This is a genomic window from Pseudomonas sp. Z5-35 (genome assembly GCF_051131945.1).
GTDB lineage: Bacteria > Pseudomonadota > Gammaproteobacteria > Pseudomonadales > Pseudomonadaceae > Aquipseudomonas > Aquipseudomonas marvdashtae.
Genome location: NZ_CP071640.1, coordinates 2,400,809 through 2,419,405, shown reverse-complemented (window position 1 = coordinate 2,419,405; position 18,597 = coordinate 2,400,809). Strand labels below are relative to the sequence as shown.

Here is an 18,597-nt window from a genome sequence, read left to right as displayed (position 1 = left end):
TGTTCAATTCATGTAGAAGCCGAACATCCCGCCGTTGCGCGGCCCCGCCGATGCCGTGGTGGTGTCCGCAGGTCGAGCGTCGAGTGGCGTGGCAAGGGTTCGCCCACGCACCGGTTGCACCAGATACGGCGTGATCAGAATCACCAGTTCGGTTTCATTGCGCTGAAAGCGCTTGGAGCGAAACAGATTGCCGAGGATCGGCATGTCGCCAAGCATGGGGACTTTCTCGACGTCCTGGCTGCTTTCGCGCTGGAACAGCCCGGCGATCGCGAAGGTCTGGCCGCTGCCGACCTCAACCCGCGTATCGGCGCGCCGCACCCTGAACGACGGCACTTGATAACCGCCCACCCTGACCGTACTGGAGGCCATCAGACTGCTCACTTCAGGACGCACCTGCAGGGCAATTCTGTCGTTGGGCAAGACCGTCGGGCTGAACAGCAGCGACACGCCGTATTGCTTGTATTCGATGCCGACCAGATCGCGGTTTACCGGCACCGGCACGGCGACTTCACCCCCGGCCAGGAAACTCGCGGTCTGGCCGGTCATGGCCGTGATGTTCGGCTCGGCAAGGATCTCGAGGATGCCGTTGCTCTGCAGCGCCTCAAGCATCGCGTCGATATTCACATTGCCCGACGCCAGCCCGGCGCTGATCACGTTGGAGCCACCGCTGGCCGCCTCTGCCGCCAGCGCCCCGCCCGTGAGCAGGCCGAAGGAGAACGTGCCGTTGTTGAACAATGCGTTCCAGTTGACGCCGTAGCGCAGCAGTTCCGAGCGCGACACCTCGGCAAACCGCACGCGGATGTTGACCTGCGCCGAGCCCTCGTATGACGCACCGTTGATTGCGCTCTTGAAATCCTGGCCTTCGGTACTCAGCAGCGCGTTCAAGTCAGTGGCCTCGCCCACGCTCTTGACGCTGCCTTTGGCCACGACTCGATTACCGGTTGCCGAGATCTGCGCGCTGCTGCCGGGATGCAGCGCCTTCAACGGGCGACTGATGGCCTGGGTACCGCTGCTGACGGACAGGCTCAACGCCGCCAGTTGCTCGCCATCGGGGCTCAAGGCGATCAGGCTGGTCTGCCCGGGGGCTTTGCCAAACACGTAGATCAACCCGGGCGACACCACCTGCAAATCGGCAATGTCGGGGTCTGCGACGAGCACCGAGTCAACCGGTGCCGTGAAGTTCAAGATGCGCCCTTCGCCGGACGCCAGGTCGAGGTTGCCAGTACTGCCTTCAGCGATGGTCCGCGCGCAGGCGATCACGGGCAGCGTCAACGCTGCAACGGCGGCTATCCAGAAGCCACGAAACTGCATAAAACACGTCATGAGGCGCTCGCCATCGGAGTAATCGGGACGCCGCTGGCTGGGCGTCGATGCGTAATTTCATTCAGGCTGACGGTGCCAAGCGCTTGCAGGTTGTACTCGCCGGCCAGCTCGCGAAACGACAGGACCGCCAGTTCCAGCTCGCCGCGCACCACCAGGCGACGCATGCCACGCCGCAACTCGGGATGCACCAGCAATACCGCCTGGCCTTCTTCAGGCAAGCGCTCACAGGCGTGACGCATTTGTGTCAGCAACGCGCGGTTGGTGTGTTCGGGCCATGAGTCGCCAGGGTTCTCCAGACGCCGCGTGCTCGCGCGCAATTGTTCTTCCAGGCCCGGGGTGAGCACGAAGGCGCTGATGACCCGGTTGCGGTCGGCGAACTGGTGGCTGATCTGGCGTGCCAGCGCGGCGCGCAGTTGTTCGGCCAGATCCGGTGCATCGGTGTGCCGCGCGCCCCATTCGACCATGGCCTCGAGCAACGCGCGCTGATTGCGGATCGAGACACCTTCAGCGACCAGCAAGCGCAGGGCCTCGGCGATGCGTTGCAACGGCACGATGCGCAGCACTTCCTTGACCAACTCGCTGTACAGGCCTTCCATGCGCTCGAGGATCGCTCGGGTCTCCTGGATGCCGAGAAAATCCGCGGCGTAACGGCGCACCGTGCGTTCGACCATGGCACGCAGCACCTCGTCAGGCAGCATGAAACCGATGCCGGCCTCTTGCAGGCTGTCCCGATGATGCCGTTCTATCCAATGCGCCGGCCGACGGCTGAGGGGCGAATCGTGTTCCAGCAGCGCAATGTCGAGCAAGTGCGCATGCACCGGGTCGTCCTTGAGCAACAGGCAGTCGGGGGGCAAGTCGCCTTCGTTGACCGGCACGCCCTCGAGCTCAATGACAACGCGGTTGGCCGGCATCGACGGATCGACATACAGCTCCGGCACGGGCACTTCGATCCCCAGGTCAGCGCGGATGGCATGACACAAGGCTTCAAGTCGCTGGCCCAGCGGCAACTCCGGCGCCGCCAGGCCCAACGCCGAGCCCATGCTGAGCAACAGCCGGCTATCCAGCGGCTTGCCGAGCACCGGGGAGGGTTCGGGCACGGGTGCTTGATCGTCAGCCGCTTCGCTGACAGTTTCAACGGCAGGCACCTCGACCACCCGGCCACGGCGATACATGACGAATGCCGCGCCCCCAAGCACCGCTGCCAGGCCTATGAACACCAGCGCCGGGAAACCTGGCAGCAACGCAACGCCCAGCAGGATCAACGCCGTCAACCCCAGCGCCATGTGACTGGCGCCCAGTTGCTGGAGAATTTCCGTGCCGAGATTGCCTTGGGCGTTGTCACTGTTGACGCGGGTGACCACCGTCCCCGCCGCCACTGAAATCAGCAGCGCCGGAATCTGCGCGATCAGCCCGTCGCCCACCGTCAACAGCGAGTAGGTGTGCGCCGCGTCGCCGAATGACATACCCCGCTCGAGCATGCCGATCAGCATGCCGCCCAGTAGGTTGACCGAGAGAATCACCAGCCCGGCGATCGCATCGCCTTTGACGAATTTCATTGCGCCGTCCATGGCGCCGAACATCTGGCTTTCGCGCTCAAGTCGCGAGCGACGGCGACGGGCTTCGGGCTGATCGATGTCGCCGTTACGCAGATCGTTATCGATGCTCATCTGCTTGCCTGGCATCGCGTCCAAAGTAAAGCGCGCCGCGACCTCGGCCACGCGCTCGGCGCCTTTGGTGATCACCACGAACTGCGCAACTGTGATGATCAAGAACACCACCAGGCCCACCACCACCTGGCCTGCGATGACAAAATCGCCGAAGGCCTTGACGATGTGACCTGCGTTGCCATCCAGCAGAATCAAGCGCGTGGTGGTGATTGACAAGGACAGGCGAAACAGCGTGCTGAGCAGGATCAGTGGTGGTAGCGCGGAGAACTCCACCGAGTGCGAAATATAAAACGCGACGATCAGGATCAGGATGCTCAGCGCAATGTTCATGCCGATCAGCGCGTCGACCAGCCAAGTGGGCAGCGGGATGATCATCATCACGATGGCCATCAGCATGAACGCAACAATGATCACATCGCTGCGCGTGGCGGCGGCGCGTGCCAGGGCATTCAGGTGGTTCATGACCCGCATCATCGAGCGGCCCTGCGGGCGGTCAGATAGCGCTTGAAGCACTGGCGCGCCTCTTCCTTGCGCGCGGCGCCCCACAACGCGCGGCTGCGTAGCAACAACGCGCCCGGCGATTCGCCTTCGGCCGCCACCAACCGGTCCAACGCATTCAATGCGCGGGCCGGCTGGGCGCTGTCGGTGAAGGCCATCGCCAGCCCCCGCAGCAGCATCGGATCGGCCGGCGCTAGATGTGCCGCGACCAGCAGCATCACCAAGCCTTTTTGCGGCTGGCCGCCACGGCGATAGAGCTCGCCCATGCCCTTGAGCAACTCGACGGCATCCTGCTCTTGGCGGCTGAGCATTTCGTGGCGCATCAGGCCTGCACCTCGGCGCGCTGTTGCTCCAGGCTGCGGCGCATGTCGATTTCCTCGCTGATCAGTTCATGGGCCAGGGTCTTCACCTGCGTCTCTGCGTCCAGGCCCGGCAGGACGTTGTGCAGGACGTATTCGAGAATCTCCAGGGAACGGGTGCTGCCGAACAGCTGTGCAGCGATACCGTCGACACTTGAAGACTGCTCGACATCGCCGCGCAATGAGCGACGCGCCAGGACTTCACGCTTGCTCAGGACCGTTTCGAAACGCGCGCCCTGACGCAGGTTCGCCGGTTGGACAGGGTCGGTCGCGGGGGTTTTCCCGGTGGTGGTCGGCAGCAGTGGACGCGGGTCGATTTTCATAGGGTGAAGGTGAACCGTTCTTCGCCCCGGGCGAGAATCACTTGGTCGTTTTCGATGCGCTCCAACGTCCAGTCATCGGCCAGGGCGGCGCCTGGGTACAAGCGCTTGCCACTCTCATTGACGACATAAGGGTTAGTGCCGAACCAGACTGCCTGGAAACGTACCCGTGGCGTGGCGACCTCGGCGCGAGGAGCGACATCGGAATGCAGCACCACTTGCTGGCCAAAGCGACCGTCATAGGCTTGTTGCACGCCCATCCACTGGCTTTTCTGTGCCGGATCGTAGCGGCCCTGCACGTCGAGCTGGCCATCGGATTGGCTGACTTTTATCTGGTTCAGACGGGCTGCCGCCAGTTGTTGCTCAAGCCAGGTCGCGGCTTGCGCTGCCGTTGCGGTGTTCGGCTGTTTTGCCTCGACGGGCGCACTCAGATGGCTGCGCGTCGGCGGCTCCAGGGATGAAACGGGTTGACCACGAAAGGCAAACGCGCCGAGGCATAAGAACATCAACAGCAACGCGATGATCCATTGCGGCGCACGTCGCGAGGCGCGCATGACGGGGTCCACGGGTTTGGATAGATCGCCGGCATCGTTCAGGGTCAGGCGAGCATCGCCGATGCGCACAGCCAGAGGAAAACGCGTGCGGTGGCCGCTGCCGATGGGAATCCTGAGCGCCTGGGCATCACTCCCAATGACGATGACGTCGCCGCCAAGGGCTTCGACCGCCACTTGGCCGTTAGCGAAACGCAGGGCCATGTGTCGCTCAGCAATGCCGGCGTCACTGAGCAACAGATCAGCGCTACCGGCACTGCCAATAATGTAGGCGGCTTTGTCGAGGGAGAGCGTTACCCCTTGATGCAGGCCGTGGGTGATGCTGAGCAGTGGAGCGCTCTTTCCCGCAGCGGATGAACCAGGCGCGGGGGTCAGGGAAATCAGGGCTGTCATATCGGGTTACCCGAGTGGTGCGCGCAGGCAAGGGCGAGTCAGACACCGAAAAACGTAGAGTGAAATGCAGCGTAAGGGCCAGGTAGGCGAGCAGCCTTGCGGCTGCCCGCGCAGCGACGTCAGTTCTGCGGACGTTGCTTGGTCGCATCGAGCTCAGCTTTTTTGGCTGTGGTCAGCTCGGTGATCTTTGCCGACTTCTCGATAGCCATGTTGAACGTGGCTTCCATTTTCGCGATTGCTGCATCTGCGCCGCCGCCGGAGCTTGCTGGAGGGACTTCACTCATGTTGGATCTCCTTGCTTTAGATGGGATGTCTTCAGCCGCAAAGCGGCGTATTCGTACTTCAGGCATCACAGTAAGGAAGCTTTATTACAATTAAACTTCAGCTCACCGCCCTGCACGAATCGATACTACGCAGGTGAAACTAATCGAGGCTGTGAAAACTTGTGAAACCTCGCCCCCATAACTATCAGACCGCTGCGCAATATCATTTAGCCTTCACCGAAAAACATCTGCACAACATATTTCAAAATATTTCCTTGCTACACATTGGAACTTTATATTTATTGGCGGTCGTTTCCGCTTAGTACTGGCTCTTCAATACCAATGGCTGTGTTTTCCCCCATAACCCTCTAGATAGAGCGATCCTTCAGGGTTGCAAAGGTTGTGAAATGTTGTGAAACCTGCGTGTGCCCGCCCTCCTTTGCACATCGTTCTGATAATGTCCCGGTCTCACTGGCGTTCAGCTCGGCGCTACGCGGCGTAACTTTGTCGGCGTTATCAAATGATTGGGACACTGTAACGCGCCTGCCAAGGCTCAGAATTAATATGTGTGCCACGTCACACTATTGATCGTGCTTCGCTGATATTTAATACAGTGAACAAATAATAAACAGCCGTATTCATTGGCCATTGCATCGCGGGGCCATGGCCGGCCAGTTTGCATTTACGCAGTCCCCTGTTCTGAACAAGTGACTGCCTTGATACTCATCAATACAGGAGCCTGACGATGTCTCTCACCGTGACGGATTTGAAAAAACACCCAGTACCAAAACAATCCGAAGCCCAGTGGGGCGACTCGGTTCAGCGCGCCAAGGCCAAGGAAGCCGGTATCGAGTGGCAACTGTCTGAAAACGATCATCGCTCCACACAGGAGATCATCGATGGCAGTCCATTGCTGAAGAACCTGGGCAACCAGAGCGGCGTGAAAGACAAGCTCAAGGAGCGCGTAGGGGATTTCGAAACCGACCGCGATGCGGCCTATCGCGCGACACAGGTGCTCGAACACATTGAGCAGTTGGACGAAGGCGGCAGCCGCGTGGCCGGCAAAGACGTCAACAATGGCAGAGTGGACGGCTTCACCAAGAGCGGCGAAGCCAAGCACGGTACCGAAGCCGGGCGCCTGCAGGACTTCGGCAAATACGGTTTCGAGAACCTCGAGGGTAAGCTGAAAAACGTCGACACGGTTGGCGATGACCCGGCCGTGCGTGAAAAGGCCGATGCACGGGGCATCCAATGGGAAAGGCCGGAGAATGACCAACGCTCCGCGCAGGAGATCATCAACGACAGCCCTTTGTTGAAGAACCTTGGCAACCAAAGTGGCGTCAAGGACATGCTCAAGGAGCAGGTCGGCGACTTCGAGAATGACCCGGACGCCGCCTATCGCGCCAAGCAGGTGCTGGACCACGTTGTACGTTTTGACGAAAGTGGCGAACGCCTGGCGGGCAAGGATGTCAACAACGACAGCATCGATGGCTTCACCAAAAGCGGCGAGGCCAAACACGGCACTGAAGCCGGTCGCCTGCAGGATTTCGGCAAGGGCGGCTTCGACAGCCTCAACGGCAAACTTGAAACTGCCGCCAACGTTGGCAGCGATCCCAAGGCTCGCGAGGCAGGTGAAAAAGCCGGCATCGTCTGGGAGCTTCCGGAGGGCGACAAGCGCTCTGCCAGCGATATCATCGACGCCAATCCCCTGCTTAAGAACCTCGGTAACCAGAGCGGCGTAAAAGATGCCCTCAAGGAACGTGTCGGCGACTTCGAGAATGACCCTGACGCCGCGTTCCGGGCCAGCCAGGTGCTTGACCGCGTCGTAGGCTACGATGAGAGCGGCAAGGTGCTCAGCGGCGGCGACGTTGCCAACAGCAGTGTCGACGGCTTTACCAAAAGCGGCGAAGCCAGGCACGGCACCGAGGCAGGACGCTTGCAGGACTTCGGCAAATTCGGCTTCGAGTCACTGCCCAAGGCCCAGGCCAGCGAAGATATCGCCAGCTACAAGGATTTTCTCAAGGCCAAACCCGACGCCGACGAAGGCTCCAAACAAATCGCCCAGTACGCCGCCATCCTTGAGCAGAAGTACGACTCCATTCGCGGCAAGACCGGCGCGGACGGCACATTGACCGAACAGAACATCAGCGACTACAAGGACGCCAACCCCCAGCTCAGCGGCAAGGAGAAAGAAGCGCTGGAGTTCTGGTCCCAGCCGGGCGCGTTCAAAATGCTCGACACCGCCGGCAATCCGCTGGCCAACAGCGCCGACGGCAAGGTCAGCAAGGCCGACATCCAAGCCTGGCTGAAGAACACCGCCCCGGCGGATGCCCCTGGGCTGACCAGCATGCTGTCGAGCGTGGTATCGGGCAACGTGACCGACAATGTCGACACCAGCAAGCTGGGCCCAGATGTCTTCAAGCACCCCGAAAAATACACGGCAGAGCAAAAAGCCGCCGTGCTGATGGACCTGCAGAATGCGCAAAAACTGGTGATCGACGGCGCCACCGCTGGGATGTGGGGCGACGACTACGGCAAGGTAGCCATTGCCAACGGCTCCGGCGCGTTCTGGGAGCCGGACAAGGTGCTGCAGGACATCAACGACCACATCGCCATCCTCCAGAAGGACAAGCCTACGGCTGAGTTTCTCCAGACCCGTGGCGATAAAGCCATGAAGGAGCTGTTTGATGACAGCCCGGAGCTCAAGGCAGCGGCGACCAAAACCTACGAGGACCAGATCAAATCCGGCAAGGCGCTGGACAAAGCCTGGGACGCCGCTACCAAGGACGGCAAGGTTGATCAACCCAAGGCACTGGCGGACTTCTATGCCACTGCGCGCAGCCTCCAGACGATGTTGGGCATCGACAAGGCCGACGAGATCCAGGCAGGCGTAGGCAAGTCCTCCCACAGTGAAGAATTCAAGGCCTACTACAAAGACTCGCTGGCCTCGGGCGATCGTCTGCGCGAGCTGCTCAAGACCGAAACGCCGGAAGCGGCTGCCGGTGCTTTCAGCATGGAAGTGGCGCTCTACAACGGCGCGCTGGACCCGGAGTTCACCGGCACGCTCGACAAGCAGCTGAACGATAATTTCTCCAGCATCGTTCAGGAAAACGCCTTCAAAGGAGCAACCTTCGATGACCTGAAAGCGGCCTATGGCAAGGATGGCGGCGCAGAGCTCGACGAAGGAAAAGTGCGCAAGCTGATTGATGAGATACGTCGGGAATCACCCGAACTGCTGATGAACAAAGACGGCACCATGACCACGACCGATCAAATCCTCGCGGGTTTTCGCGGCAACTGGGACATGTTCCGCCAGGGCATCAAGTCACTGGACAGCATGAACGCGCTGACCAAATTCGACCCCAGCGGCGATGGCAAAGGCGCGTACAGCAGCGGCGTCCTGCACGGAGTCAGCGGCCTGTTCCTGGCTGGCGTGACTATCTCCCGTGGCGTACAGGGCGCAGGCAAGCTGACCGAAAGGAACATGGTCGATATTGCCACCGGCTCAGTCATGACCGCCACCGTGCTCACCGAAGGCGGCACCAAGGCTTACAAGGAGTACCTGGATACCGCGATCAAGAACGGAGAACAGTCGATCGACGATATGCGGACCGGCAAGCTCCCCAGCGATTTGCTCCAGCAGCTCAAGGACAACGTCAAGGACGGCAAGAACGCCAAGATCATTGCCACCAGGTTCGAGGACAGCGCAAAAGGCCTGGGTGGGCTGGCAGGTATGGCGATGGGTGCCTACGGGATCTTCGACGGCGTGCAGGCGATTCGCCGCGGCGACAAGCTGACCGGTGGTTTCGGCATCACGGCCAGCGCGCTGGGCGCCTTGGCCGGTGCGGCGTCAGCCGTAGAGGGCGGCCTTGGGTTGCTCAGCGCCAGCCTGCCACGGCTGATCCCCTACATGTCCGGTATTGCCGGTGCAGCCGGGGTCCTGGGTGTCCTTGCCGGGGGCGTCGCCGTGCTCGCCGCGCTGATCCCCGGATTGGTCAGGGAGGGCCAGCAGCAGGCCAAGGCTGATGACTTCGCCCAAGTGCTCGGCGGCTCGATCGAGCGCTACGGCATCGACGGTGTCAAAGAAGGCACGATCAGCGACATCCCGACGAAAGATTGGCCGGGCGGCGAAGAATCGATGTCCTGACATCGATCGACTACCGGGGGCGGCAGCGCAACATGCCTCGCGTTGCCGCCTGCGCTGTCTATTCCACCCTTACCCTTGACTGATCCGGCTGACGGGCGCAAACCAGACCGGTCAACACAGTAGAAACCTGCCACTTCGGTGCTCATGACTTATCCAGCGGAACATCAAGAGGCACATCGAGGGTAAAGGTCGCGCCCTGTCCAGCCCCATCGCTGTGCACGCTCAAGCTGCCACCCATTTCCTGCGCGGCGAGCCCGCAGCTGTGCAGGCCGAAACCGTGACTGTCCTTGCGCGTAGTGAAACCATGGGAAAAGATCCGCGCCAGGTGCTCAGGCGCAATCCCGTTGCCGTTGTCGGCCACCGTGATACGCAACATTGGCCCGTCGATGAGAGCGGCGCTGAACGTGATGCACGGGCTGCGATCGATCACACCGCCCAACGCCTGTTTGGCATTACGGATCAAGTTCACCAGAATCAGCAACATCCGGTGCCGGTCCAACGACAGCAGGGGCAAGTCGGCAATTTCCTTGACCACCGCCACCCCCTGGCGCTCCATGGATCCGGCGCTCATGCGCAAGGCATCATCGATCAACGCTGCGACCGGCACGGTCTCGACGATACTGACCGCGACGGCATAGGACTGCTGGGCAGCGACAATGGTTTTGATGTGGTCAATGCCCTTGGTGAGCTGTCCGAGCTCTTCGATGATGCCCTGTTGCTCTGCCGTCACCACCTCCGCCAGCTTGCGCAGGTAGTCAGGCAGCATCTTTCCTTTGTGGTCTTTGGTGAGGAAGTCGCTCAGGTCATGGATGTGTTCGTTCATCAGTTGGGCCACCTTGCCCAGCCCCTGGGCTTTGGAGGTGCGCATCAGGCTGCTGACCAGTTCTGCCGAGACGTTCACGCTGTTGAGAACGTTGCCGACGTTGTGCAGCACCGTGGTGGCGATTTCGGCCATGCCCGCCTGGCGGGATTTTGCCTGCAGTTCGCTTTGCACCTGGCTCATGCGCAGTGCCGCGCGTACGCGAGCCTTGAGCTCCAGCGGCGAAAAGGGTTTGGCGATATAGTCGTCGGCGCCGCTTTCCAGCCCGCAAATGCAGGCATCGCTACCGCCGCGGGCGGTCACCAGGATCACCGGCAAATGGGCAAAACCGGCGCTGGCTTTGATTCTGGCGGTCAGGCCGAAGCCGTCGAGCTTGGGCATCATCACATCCGAGACGATCACATCGACGGGTCGAAGCTGCAGGAGCGCCCAGGCCTGCTCTCCATCCGTTGCGGTGGCGACGATGTAATCGTTTTGCAGAAGCTCACTGAGATAGCTGAGCATTTCCGGGCTGTCGTCCACCACCAGCACTCTGGATCGCAAGGCGTGTTCCGGGTGCTGCTCGTGGTCCGCGCCTTGCGTTGAAGCGCGGTCGTTGCGACTGCCCTGGCGTCCATCGTCAAAACGCAGGTGGCGCTGCTCTATCGTGCTGGTCATGCCCGGTGACGATCGCTCGTGCCTATGGTTGGCTTCGGCCGGCAGGATGTTTTGCTCAACCCCCAGCGCAAGCCGGACAAAGAAGCACGAACCCCGTCCGGGCTCGCTGTTGACGCCGACTTCGCCCCCCATCAGTTCGACCAGATCCTTGACCAGGGCGAGACCGATGCCTGTGCCGCTGTAGTGACGCGTGGCGGAATTGTCGATCTGGGAAAAACGCTGGAACAGCAGCGGCAGTTTGTCCGGCGCGATACCAATGCCCGAGTCCTGCACCGCGAGTTCAAATCGCTCGCCATCAAGTGGCGTCACTGCCAGGTGCACGGTGCCGCCGGCGGGCGTGAACTTGATCGCATTGCTCACCAGGTTGAGCAGAATCTTCTCGAAGTGCCGGGGATCCAGGAACACCGTGCCGAGCGCGGGATCGATGCTGCAGGTCAAGGCGCAGCCTTTGCCCTCGGCGACCATCGCGGCGTCCTCGGCCAGCACCCCTACCGCCTTGTTCAAATCAACCGGGGTAGGACACAACTCAAACTTGCCGGCTTCGGCCTTGGAGAAGTCGAGGATGTCGTTCACCCGATTCATCAGGCGCAGCGCATTGCGTTGGGCGCGTTCGACTTGCCGCCGAATTATTGGCGCTGACCACCGGAGCCTCGCGGATCAAGCCATCCTTTTGCGCCTGGGCCGCAATCTCCTGCCAGTTGCGCACCATCACTTTGCGAAAGTCGCTGCCCGTGTAGGAATTGCTGAAGGCAATGCTATGGCTCGCGGTAGGGCCGCGGGCGATGCCGTCGCCGGCGGCTTGGGCTGGATTGGCAGCGACGATCGCCAGTCCGGTCAAGCAGCCGGCGATGCCCCACAAGATGTTGACCGACTTAGTGTTCATGCCATTCTCACGTGCCTGCAGTGGCCGTGAGCATAGTCTCAAGGTGCCCGCTTCGCCCGGGGCCTGGACGAAGTAATGGGCGAGCGGGCTGATTGCTCTCAGCGGCGCCTTACAGACTCCCATCATGCAGGGTGCCGCTAGTCAACGCATTAGCCGTCCAACTGCTAAGCTTTGCTTCGCTCCAGACCATAACCAATAAAAATTCGAAGAAGGTAACGCAGCATGGCCACGGCACAGCCCCCGGCAACGTCAAATTCCGCGAAATGGCGCTTCAAGGCGGGCATCGCCATTCTTTGCCTGATGCTCGCGTTGTGGTTGTTGGTGCCACTGGCAGCGGCTGCGGATGTACCCCGCTCCACCATCGCGGCGATCACCGGCGCGCTGTTCATCATCAACAAAGTGCTGTTGCTGCTGGCAATCGCGGTGATGGGCAAGGCAGGTTTTCAAGAGCTCAAGCAGAAGGTGTTCGGCTATGTGTCGGGCCTTGTGCCCAGCGTCGAGCAGGAGGTCAGCGTCACCCGCCACCGTATTGGCCTGGTGATGTTCTGCCTGCCGTTGGTGTGTTCTTTTCTTGAACCTTATGTCGATGCCTTAGCACCCGGTCTACGTCCTAATAGCTGGGCGTTGCAACTGCTTGCTGATGCAATGTTGGTGGGCAGCTTCTTCGTCCTGGGGGGCAATTTCTGGGAGAAACTGCGCGCGCTGTTTATCCGCTCCGCACGGGTCACCACCGCCGACGCGATCTGAGGCAACCTCGGGATCGCCGCCCCGGCGCTCTAGCAGTTTTCTTCAATGACCACGACTTGCAGGTACCGATATGCCCGACTCGCCCAGTTCCGTCGAGCCTGAGTTACAAACTGAAGCGCTTCCTGAAAAGCCTCCGCCAGCCAATCCGCTACGGCGCATTGCGCTGGGCGTTGCGGTGTTGATCGCCGTGCTGTTCACCCTCGCCATTTTCATGGAGCGCCGCACGCCCTCGACGTCGCAAGCCGTGGTGCAAGCCTATGTGGTGGAAATGGCTGCCGAAGTGGGTGGCCGTGTGACGGAAATAGCGGTGCTCGACAATGCCCGGGTGAAGGCCGGCCAAGTGCTGTTTCGCATCGACCCGCAACCCTACAGGCTGGTCGTCAGCGAGGCTGAAGCGCGGCTGGAGGAAAGCGGCCAGGCAGTGGGCGCCAGCACCGCCTCGGTGGATGCCGCCCAGGCGCAGTTGGTGTCGGCGCGAGCGCAGCGCGACAACATACGCGAGCAAGCCCGACGGGTGAATCAACTGGTCGAGCGTGGGGTGTTCGCCGCCGCCCGCCAGGATGAAGCGAAAGCCTCGTTGGGCTCCGCCGAGGCGGCCGTGAGCAAAGCCCAGGCCGACCTGGAACGGGCCCGCCAGCAACTCGGGCCCAAAGGCAACGACAACCCGCAATTCAAGCAAGCCCTGGCCTCGCTGGAAAAGGCCCGACTCGACTTGGTGCGTACCGAGGTCATCGCACCCGCCGATGGCGTGATCACCCATCTCCAGCTCGCCGTGGGCCAGGTCGTCAGCGCCGGCCAACCGGCTCTGACCTTCATCGACAGAGGCACGGTATGGGTGTCTGCCGCCTTCAAGGAAAACAGCCTGGAACATGTGCAGGCCGACGATCCGGCGGAGCTGGTCTTCGATGTATTGCCGGGCCGCGTGTTCAAGGGCCGCGTCGAAAGCGTCGGCTGGGGTGTCGCGCAACAAGGTAGCAGCAACTCGGCCCTGCCCTCGGTGCGCAACCAGAGTGGTTGGGTGCGTGACCCGCAGCGTTTTCCGGTACGCCTGTTAGTGGAGGAACCGCACCCGATCGGCCCGCGTTACGGTTCGCAAGTGACAGTGGTGATCTATACCGATGACAATCCCATCACTAACGCGCTGGGGGCCTTCATGACACGCCTGGGCGCCTGGCTGAATTATGTCAATTGATGGGCAAGCGACGCTGGAGGTGCTGCGGATCAAGCGCCAGGGATTGCGTGTCGCCCTGGCAGTGACCGTGGGCTTGTGCACGGGTCTGGTCATGGGCGATATCTTGCCGTTTCTCGCGCCCTTGTTCGCCATCCAGTTTCTCTTGGCCAGCCGCCGCGCGCCAGCGCTGTCCCAAGGGTTGATGACGTTGCTGGTAAGTATGCTGACCGGCGCGCTGCTGGTGTGCATGACCGGTATGTTCGGTGAGCGGCCGTGGGTACTGCTGCCGCTGCTTTGGCTGTTTTATCTCGCCTGTTTTACCGCGCAAGGCCGACAACCTGGCGGCGCGGGACCGGCGCTGATGCTGGTGATCGCCATTGTGGTGCCAATGCTCGATATCGCCCAGAGCGATCTGGGCGAGTCCATTGTGCTTGTACTGGTCAAGGCGGTCGGCCTGGGTTTGCTGCTGACCTGGGGCGCCCATGCGCTGCTGCCTGACCCTGCAGGTGAATATGCCGACCAGGCAATCGCCCAGCCGCGCGAGCTGACGCTGGTGATTCGCCAGGCCTTGGCCAGCGCGGCGATCTTGCTGGCGATGGTTGCGCTGTGCCTGAGCGATCCCCGGCTGGCCACGGCGATAGTCGTACCCATCACGGTGGCCTCGTTGCTTAGCCAGTTCTCCCTGGGCATGAGCAGCCGCACCGCCCTCGGCCTGGTGTTGGTCAACTTGCTGGGCGGGGTGGCGGCGTCCGTGGCCTTCACGCTGTTTGAACTTCGCCCGACCCTGTGGCTGGTGGCGCTGATCCTGTTGCTGGTAAGCCTGCTGTTTGCTGGCAAAGCCGCCATCGGCAACGCCACTGGCAAGATATTCGGCGGTGGGCTGATCACCTTCCTTATTCTGTTCGGGCTCGGTGTGTCGCCATTACCAACAGAAACGCCCCAGCTGTTTTCCACCCGTATCGCCTACGTGCTGTTTGCGGTGGTCTATGCCATCGGCCTGGCCGCGCTGCTGTGGCCAAGCACGCGCGCACTGCAACGCCTCCCCGGCTAGTTCGGTTTTACGACAACAGGCGCGGTCATTCGAGCAAAGATATACAGCAGCATACCCACCAGGATAAGTGCCCCGCCTCGTAGCCAAGTGCCCAGGTCTTGCTGACTCAGCAATACGAGACAAGACACGATAGCCAGCAAGGGTACCCAGGTGGAAATCCGAAAATGCTCCTGCGCAACCTTGTCCTTGCGTAACACCAACACGGCGATGTTGGTGCTGAGGAAAACGAACAATAAAAGCAGAACCACGGTTTGCGCCAACGTCGCCAAAGTCCCCGTAAGCGTCAGTGCGATAGCGACGAGCGTCGTTGCGATAATAGCCGCCCACGGAGTGCGCCTATGCGGCAGCACCCTTCCCAGAAATTCAGGCAATAGCCCGAGATTGGCCATTCCATAAGTGAGTCGACTGGCCATGATCATGGTGAGCAGCGCCCCATTGGCCACTGCAATGAGAGCGATAAACGCAAATATTCGAGGCGAGATGTCAAGCCCGGAGGCCCGAACCACCTCGAGTAACGGGGCTGAGGTGGCGAGCAGTTTCTCCGTCGGCAATACCGAAGAGGCCGCGACCCCAACGGCCATGTAAACGACGCCGGCTGTCATCAGCGCGGCGAACAAGGCACGAGGGTATACCTTGCGAACATCCTTGATCTCTTCCGCAAGATTGGCGGACGTCTCAAAACCCACGAACGAATAGAATGCGAGCAGCGCAGCTCCCAACACGGCGAGCATCGGACTGACCCCAGGCTTGAATTCCAGCGTCCTCCCCAATTCGGCTTCGCCAGAGCTGAAAAAATAACCCGCCGCAATGATCACCAACATCAACCCTGACAGCTCGATCACGGTCATTACCAGATTCGCCCCGAGGGATTCCTTGATTCCTCGCGCATTCAAAAGCGCAATCACCCACAAGAAGATCAGAGCCGCAACGTGGGGCGATACTTCAATGAACGCCGCAAGGTAATCCCCAGCGAAGGCCAGTGAGAGACCCGCAGCACTTGTAACCGCCGCGGCGAGCATGCAAAAACCGATCAGGAAAGATATCAGCGGTGACTTGAAAGCCTTTTCGGCAAACACCGACGCTGCGCCTGCGTGAGGGTACTTCGAGACCAGTTCGGCATACGAACCTGCCGTCAACATTGCGAAGAACAACGCGATCAACAACGGCACCCAGATCGCGCCGCCGACCTCTCCGGCGATGGTACCCGCCAGCGCGTACACGCCAGCGCCCAGCACATCGCCAAGTATGAACAGAAACAGCATCGGCCCCGTGACAGCGCGACGCAAAGAGGTCTTGGAGGGTGACGTATCTGCTTTCATTGAAGGCTCTGCCGAGTGATGTTATTTCGCATAGACATCCGAGCGCCATGCCTTCGCTCAACGTCTGAGCAGTGGAAAAATCCGCAGGGTAAAAGTTCACTTAAATCAACCCTAGCGTCAGGGCTTTGAGGGTCGCCGCGGCACGGGTGGTACATTGAAGTTTACGGAACACGTTTTCCACATGGGTGCGGACCGTGCTTGGACTGATGCCCAATTGACGCGCCACTTCCTTGTTGCTTCCTCCCGTGCTGATGCACCGTAGAATTTCGGTTTCACGCTCGGAAAGCAGGCCACCGCTTGGCCTGCAGGCAGCCATCATCGTGTCCCCGCGCGCCGCCGCGATGACCGCCTGGCAGGCTCGTCGGTCAAAGCGTCCCTGGTCCGCCTCGTCCAGCAACAAGCGGGCGGCATCGTCCTGACTCAAGGACGGCCGCCACGGTCGCTCGCTCAGCAACGCTTGCCAAGCCAGGGCGGCGGCCAGCAAGCGATGTTCGCTTTGCAGCGCGTCACCGTTAAGACTGCGAAAGTAACCACTGCCATCCAGTCGCTCGTAGGCGTGGGCCGCTATCTGGCCCGACACGGTCAACGCCGATATCTGGCTACAGGCTCGCGACGTCCAGTAAGGCACCAACCGCACCTGCTCAAGATCGCCTTCCAATAACGCACCCGGAGTATTCCAGACTCGATTGGGCACCGCTGCGCGGCCAAGCCCATGGATCAGCGCCGCTTGGCCGAGGTCGTCTACTGATGCCTCTGGCAGCCCCGAAAGCCTGGCGGCCTCTTGGACCAGCTCCGAAGAACGTCGCGAATACCCCGACAACCAGGGCAACTTGAGATCGATCACATCGCCGATAAGGGTCAATGGCACCGATGGTGCGGTTTGCCGCGAAGCAGCCACCTGTGGCGTGCGCAATTGAGCGAGCCAATCTTCGGCGTGTCGCAGCATTTCGCCAGCGAGCGCTGCTGGATAGCGTCGATCACGCTTGCTGGAAATCCACTGCAATGCCACTTCCAGACCGTGACTGCGGGACAGGATTTCCAAATCACCGGCGAGCAACACTTGATAAACCACCTCCGGCACCCGTGGATGACGCAGGCCAGACGGCCTTCCTTCGCCGTCGTATTGCTCAAACACATGCCGCAGCCCGTGTTCGACTTCAGTCCTCAAGCCCAATGTATGCGCGATGTCACCGGAGACCTCGCAATGAATCTGCGCCAGCGGCGTGGACCTGCGCATCGCTCGCTGGCCCGCCGCGCTGAGGGTATGCGTCAGCATCGCGTTGCGGCCCTCGACATCATCGCCCAGCAGTTGGGTAAAGCCCTGCGCATTGGCGGTGCACCCTGACCAGCGCAACAAGGCCACCTGGCGTCCGATCTCGGTGTGCTCGCCAGCGCCATTGCACGCTTGCGCGAGCATTTGCACCAATCGGGCGGTGCGGCGGGACTGATCGAAAGGCTGCCCCATGCTCAGGTCGCCCACCATGGACAACGCCAGGATGGCGTCTTCCAATTCGATACAGTCACCTGCCGACATGTCGTTTCCTCAGGGCATCCGATTGAACATTGTTGATGGCCTCGGATAAATGACCGATACCTCAGCCGCCGAGTATCGCTGAAACTGCGCTCACCCCATACAGGAGATCGCATCATGTTCAAACCCAAGGCCCTTGCCCTCTCACTCGCCATGACCTGTTCATTGTTCGGCGGCGCGGTCCATGCCGCGGCACAGCAACCTTCTGTCGTCATCGTCCATGGCGCTTTCGCCGACGGATCCGATTGGGGCAAGGTCGTCCCGCTGCTGCAGGCGGAAGGCATCAAGGTCACCGTAGTACAAAATCCGTTGACCTCGCTGGCGGACGATGTCGCCGCCACACAGCGTGTGCTGAACAACCAGGAGAACGACGTCGTATTGGTCGGCCACTCCTGGGGCGGTACCGTCATCAGCGAGGCTGGCACCGACAAGAAAGTACGCAGCCTGGTGTACGTCGCCGCGTTCGCTCCGGATGCCGGTCAAGCCAGCAAAGACCTCGGCAAGGACTACCCTGCCCCGTCCGGCGTGAAAGACATCGCCGCCGACAAAAATGGTTTCCTGTACATGACCGCCGAGGGCATGGCCACCGGTTTTGCCCAGGATCTTTCCCCAGAGCAAACCGCGGTAATGGCGGCGACGCAAGGACCGATCCGAGCCTCGGCTTTCGATGACAAAACCAGCGCCGCCGCCTGGAAAGGCAAGCCAACCTGGTACGTTGTGGCCAAGGCGGACCGGATGATCCAGCCTGATCTGCAACGCGCTTTTGCCAAGAAGATCGGTGCCAAGGTCACCGAAATCGAAGCCAGCCACGTGCCACAACAATCCCGCCCGGCAGATGTCGCAAAAGTCATCATCCAGGCGGTTCTGAAGAGCCAATAGTTCCAGGCCCCTTCTGCG

The 18,597-nt window shown here is 61.0% G+C and carries 13 protein-coding genes and 4 pseudogenes; 5 read left to right on the top strand and 12 right to left on the bottom strand.

Features of this window, described 5'->3' with window-relative positions; all coding sequences use genetic code 11:
* Nucleotides 1-3: 3 nt before the first annotated feature.
* The 6 genes from J3P95_RS11350 to J3P95_RS11325 form a co-directional block, all read right to left on the bottom strand.
* A complete protein-coding gene (locus J3P95_RS11350) occupies nucleotides 4-1,323 on the bottom strand; it encodes a type II and III secretion system protein family protein (protein WP_434577238.1) in 1,320 nt (439 codons plus the stop codon).
* The gene (sctV, locus tag J3P95_RS11345; protein ID WP_434581227.1) at nucleotides 1,320-3,461 is read right to left on the bottom strand and encodes a type III secretion system export apparatus subunit SctV; all 2,142 of its coding nucleotides are present in this window, start codon (nucleotides 3,459-3,461) and stop codon (nucleotides 1,320-1,322) included. Before sctV ends, J3P95_RS11350 begins: the two co-directional genes overlap by 4 nt.
* Nucleotides 3,461-3,811 carry a tetratricopeptide repeat protein gene (locus tag J3P95_RS11340; protein WP_434563119.1) on the bottom strand — a complete coding sequence of 117 codons (351 nt, stop codon included), beginning with the start codon at nucleotides 3,809-3,811 and terminating at the stop codon, nucleotides 3,461-3,463. The genes sctV and J3P95_RS11340 overlap by 1 nt, the downstream gene beginning before the upstream one ends.
* Complete coding sequence (locus J3P95_RS11335) at nucleotides 3,811-4,170, bottom strand: hypothetical protein (protein WP_434563117.1); 360 nt, start codon at nucleotides 4,168-4,170, stop codon at nucleotides 3,811-3,813. The genes J3P95_RS11340 and J3P95_RS11335 overlap by 1 nt, the downstream gene beginning before the upstream one ends.
* Nucleotides 4,167-5,111, bottom strand: a complete 945-nt coding sequence (locus tag J3P95_RS11330; protein ID WP_434577240.1) for a SctD/MshK family protein — start codon at nucleotides 5,109-5,111, stop codon at nucleotides 4,167-4,169. Before J3P95_RS11330 ends, J3P95_RS11335 begins: the two co-directional genes overlap by 4 nt.
* A gap of 119 nt (nucleotides 5,112-5,230) precedes the next feature.
* On the bottom strand, nucleotides 5,231-5,395 hold the full coding sequence (locus tag J3P95_RS11325) for a hypothetical protein (RefSeq protein ID WP_162835389.1): 165 nt from the start codon (nucleotides 5,393-5,395) through the stop codon (nucleotides 5,231-5,233).
* A gap of 724 nt (nucleotides 5,396-6,119) precedes the next feature.
* On the opposite strand from J3P95_RS11325, the gene J3P95_RS11320 reads away from it, so the two are divergent.
* Nucleotides 6,120-9,521, top strand: coding sequence for a type III effector HrpK domain-containing protein (locus J3P95_RS11320; protein WP_434577242.1), 3,402 nt, complete (start codon nucleotides 6,120-6,122; stop codon nucleotides 9,519-9,521).
* 142 nt (nucleotides 9,522-9,663) lie between these two features.
* Here J3P95_RS11320 and J3P95_RS11315 read toward each other — a convergent pair.
* The 4 pseudogenes from J3P95_RS11315 to J3P95_RS11300 form a co-directional block, all read right to left on the bottom strand.
* Nucleotides 9,664-10,005 (bottom strand): annotated as a pseudogene (locus tag J3P95_RS11315) (ATP-binding protein); the annotation flags it as partial.
* Between the two features lie 519 nt (nucleotides 10,006-10,524).
* A pseudogene (locus J3P95_RS11310) lies at nucleotides 10,525-10,860 on the bottom strand (response regulator transcription factor); the annotation flags it as partial.
* A gap of 213 nt (nucleotides 10,861-11,073) precedes the next feature.
* Nucleotides 11,074-11,463, bottom strand: a pseudogene (locus J3P95_RS11305) (sensor histidine kinase); the annotation flags it as partial.
* Nucleotides 11,464-11,593: 130 nt separating this feature from the next.
* Nucleotides 11,594-11,881, bottom strand: a pseudogene (locus J3P95_RS11300) (ABC transporter substrate-binding protein); the annotation flags it as partial.
* Nucleotides 11,882-12,103: 222 nt separating this feature from the next.
* Between J3P95_RS11300 and J3P95_RS11295 the strand changes: the two are divergent.
* From J3P95_RS11295 to J3P95_RS11285, 3 genes are all read left to right on the top strand, one after another.
* Nucleotides 12,104-12,628, top strand: a complete 525-nt coding sequence (locus J3P95_RS11295) for a transporter suffix domain-containing protein (RefSeq protein ID WP_434563111.1) — start codon at nucleotides 12,104-12,106, stop codon at nucleotides 12,626-12,628.
* 70 nt (nucleotides 12,629-12,698) lie between these two features.
* The gene (locus J3P95_RS11290; RefSeq protein WP_434577244.1) at nucleotides 12,699-13,820 is read left to right on the top strand and encodes an HlyD family secretion protein; all 1,122 of its coding nucleotides are present in this window, start codon (nucleotides 12,699-12,701) and stop codon (nucleotides 13,818-13,820) included.
* Nucleotides 13,810-14,850: a DUF2955 domain-containing protein gene (locus J3P95_RS11285; protein WP_434563108.1), complete on the top strand. Its 1,041-nt coding sequence runs from the start codon at nucleotides 13,810-13,812 to the stop codon at nucleotides 14,848-14,850. The genes J3P95_RS11290 and J3P95_RS11285 overlap by 11 nt, the downstream gene beginning before the upstream one ends.
* Here the strand turns inward: J3P95_RS11285 and J3P95_RS11280 are convergent.
* Complete coding sequence (locus J3P95_RS11280; RefSeq protein WP_434577246.1) at nucleotides 14,847-16,169, bottom strand: APC family permease; 1,323 nt, start codon at nucleotides 16,167-16,169, stop codon at nucleotides 14,847-14,849. The genes J3P95_RS11285 and J3P95_RS11280 overlap by 4 nt on opposite strands.
* A gap of 100 nt (nucleotides 16,170-16,269) precedes the next feature.
* Nucleotides 16,270-17,703 carry an HD domain-containing phosphohydrolase gene (locus J3P95_RS11275; protein ID WP_434577248.1) on the bottom strand — a complete coding sequence of 478 codons (1,434 nt, stop codon included), beginning with the start codon at nucleotides 17,701-17,703 and terminating at the stop codon, nucleotides 16,270-16,272.
* 114 nt (nucleotides 17,704-17,817) lie between these two features.
* On the opposite strand from J3P95_RS11275, the gene J3P95_RS11270 reads away from it, so the two are divergent.
* Nucleotides 17,818-18,579, top strand: a complete 762-nt coding sequence (locus J3P95_RS11270; protein WP_434577250.1) for an alpha/beta hydrolase — start codon at nucleotides 17,818-17,820, stop codon at nucleotides 18,577-18,579.
* The last annotated feature ends 18 nt before the right edge of the window (nucleotides 18,580-18,597 follow it).